Here is a 2,584-nt window from a genome sequence, read left to right on the forward strand (position 1 = left end):
TGCCGCTGGCTTCCTTCAGATTCCACCTCGCGATGGACACCCTTGCCTTAAGCTATGGCTACTACTGCCTTCACCATTCGGGACTTGAACCCTAGAGATAGCGCCCATGCTGGGCACACTACAAAAAGCCACGTTGGAATTTTCATTCAACGTGGCTTTTATTAAACTATTTTTTTGAGTAAACAATCTTTTTAATGCTATCAATAGAAAGACAAAATTGGTCCGAAAGTTGTTCGATCGTGTTACCACCAAAAAAACTTTGCCGGATTTCATCATTTCTAACATTTAAAATTTCTCTGCTGCCTGAGTTTTCTCCCCATTTCTTATGCATACCTTTTGGTTTAGGGACATAAATCATTCCACCTTGTATATACTTTTGTATTTCGATCAGTAACTCTTCTGGGAAGATGATATCAGCATTTACATATTTCATGATAGCTCCGCTCCTTAAAATTGTTAAATTTTAAAGGTAGCAAAGTCTACACTACAACATTTATCACTATAACGATTTAAGCGGTCACTTCATCTTATTAGCTCTATACAAACAACCGCTATTGTTGTTTATAGAATAGACTTTGCACAGAGCATATCTTAAATCTTGCCAATAGTACTTCTCCCTCCTAATATAAAGTTAAAATGCAGAATTCATAGCTGGGCTTATTACATATAACTATACAAAAAATGGATGTTTTGTTCATTAGAATTATAATATCATCCTAGTTGTAATATTACTAGACAAAGCTGCTCGATTCGATCATTATGACGCTATGGATGAAATAATGCTGGGCTTCATCTTTATTGCTCTTTCGCACCTTAAACGAAAAATATTTAATTATACGATACCGAATAATCCCTGTCAATATTAAGATTTGAAAAAATTTAAATTATATGGTAAGATAGTATTATATGAATTTTGAGATAATATTCGCTAATCGTGCACAACTTCTTCATGACAGAATTTGAGTGCGGTTTTTTTGATTTAGAAAACCATTTTCACACTCCATTTCTTCAAATTTCAATTAAAACAAGCTTTCAAAAATATTATATGAGGAGAGTGGTTCTGTGAACTTAATAAATAAAGAAATAACCCATAAGGTCTTTGGTAATGGCAATATCGTGGAACAAAATGATTCCGTCATTACTGTTCATTTTAATGATGGTATTAAAAAATTTGTATATCCCGATGCCTTTGAGACGTTTATTAGCCTAAATGACCAGGATACCGCGAAGAATCTACAGAAAATCATTGCCGAAAAGGAAATAGAAAAACAAGCATTAGAGAAAAAACTGAAAGAGGAAATTGAGCAGCAAGTGCTTGAGCAGCAGCGTAGAGACAAAATTAAGAACCTTAAAATTCACGAGAGCTCGCAAATTGTGCTATGGCTGGATGAAGAAGAACAGCAGGTTGTATTTAACGATTGGCAAGTGTCTAGTGGCAAGGTTCAAAACGGAGCGAATCAAGGTCAGCCAAATAAAGTCGCTCGTTTGCGTCCGAATAGTGCCTGTCTCCTTACCGCAAGAGATTCGGACCAACCGGAAACAGAGAGACGAATACTTGGCCTCTATATGGTAACTGAATCATTTGTCGGCGACGAGCTTAATGATGGAATGATCCCAGCCCATGCTGAATTTAGAATCAAGCTCTCAGAACAGGAAGCAGCGACAATGTACTTCTGGAATTATTACGTTAACAAGAACTTTCCTCATAGAATGACTTGGAATTCTGGTAAGTTCCGTTACTTCGATAATGTTTGGACTGCTCAAATTTTAAAGGATATCATCGCATCAAGTTCAGATAAAGAAAACATCGAACAAGCAGAGCGCTTTCTGGAATACTTCTGTGAGATGAATCAGCTTGATATAAACAACATCCCTGATAAGAACGGAGCTTTAGTGTAATAACTGTTTATACAATATATAGGGACGGAGTCCGAATCATCTAATCATTAGATGAACAGACTACCGTCCCTTTTTTGTTACCTCGTATTAATGGTTAGGTACGCTCTCTCGAACGACTTCTCAAACCTAACAGACCAGTCAGACCAAGAAGACCAAGCCAGCCCCAATCCGTGCCTCTGTCGTTATCTACAGCAGTAGCACGGTAGTTAGTGGAATTAGCATTGTATCTACCCGTTTGATTATTCATCATATTGTTATTGTTGTTCGCTCTTAATTCATTATTAGTATTTCCATTAACATTACCATCGTCATTTGCTCTGTAGTTATTCATGTTGCTCTTCGTTGAATCAGACGCTCGCGATTGCTTATGATCCATTGGATTGTTATTCGCTGCATATGCCGAGATTGATGTTAAAGATAAAACTAAAGCAAAGACAACAGCTAAAGACCATACTTTTTTCATTATCTAATTCCTCCTAATTTTTTTTTGCTTGCTCTAATAAGATTCCCGTAAGCAAGGCGGATATTCTAAAAATTTATTGGTAATGAGATGTGTACAAATCGAGTAGGAGGGGGCGGCTAGCCCCCGTCCTCTCACACCACCGTGCATACCGTTCGGTACACGGCGGTTCATGTCATATTCCGCAAAAGACTGTATCTGTCCGTTAAACTTCTCAGTCCAAGA

At 37.4% G+C, this 2,584-nt stretch carries 3 protein-coding genes; 1 reads left to right on the forward strand and 2 read right to left on the reverse strand.

Annotation, left to right across the window (positions count from 1 at the left end):
• Positions 1-166: 166 nt before the first annotated feature.
• Positions 167-433, reverse strand: coding sequence for a CD3324 family protein (locus M3180_RS22200; protein WP_251671608.1), 267 nt, complete (start codon positions 431-433; stop codon positions 167-169).
• A gap of 629 nt (positions 434-1,062) precedes the next feature.
• Between M3180_RS22200 and M3180_RS22205 the strand changes: the two genes are divergently transcribed.
• Positions 1,063-1,899, forward strand: coding sequence for a malate synthase (locus tag M3180_RS22205; protein WP_251671610.1), 837 nt, complete (start codon positions 1,063-1,065; stop codon positions 1,897-1,899).
• A gap of 94 nt (positions 1,900-1,993) precedes the next feature.
• Here M3180_RS22205 and M3180_RS22210 read toward each other — a convergent pair whose 3' ends face one another.
• Positions 1,994-2,362, reverse strand: a complete 369-nt coding sequence (locus M3180_RS22210) for a WGxxGxxG family protein (RefSeq protein WP_251671612.1) — start codon at positions 2,360-2,362, stop codon at positions 1,994-1,996.
• Between the last annotated feature and the right edge of the window lie 222 nt (positions 2,363-2,584).

Source organism: Paenibacillus camelliae (genome assembly GCF_023715345.1).
Taxonomy (GTDB): Bacteria; Bacillota; Bacilli; order Paenibacillales; family Paenibacillaceae; genus Pristimantibacillus; species Pristimantibacillus camelliae.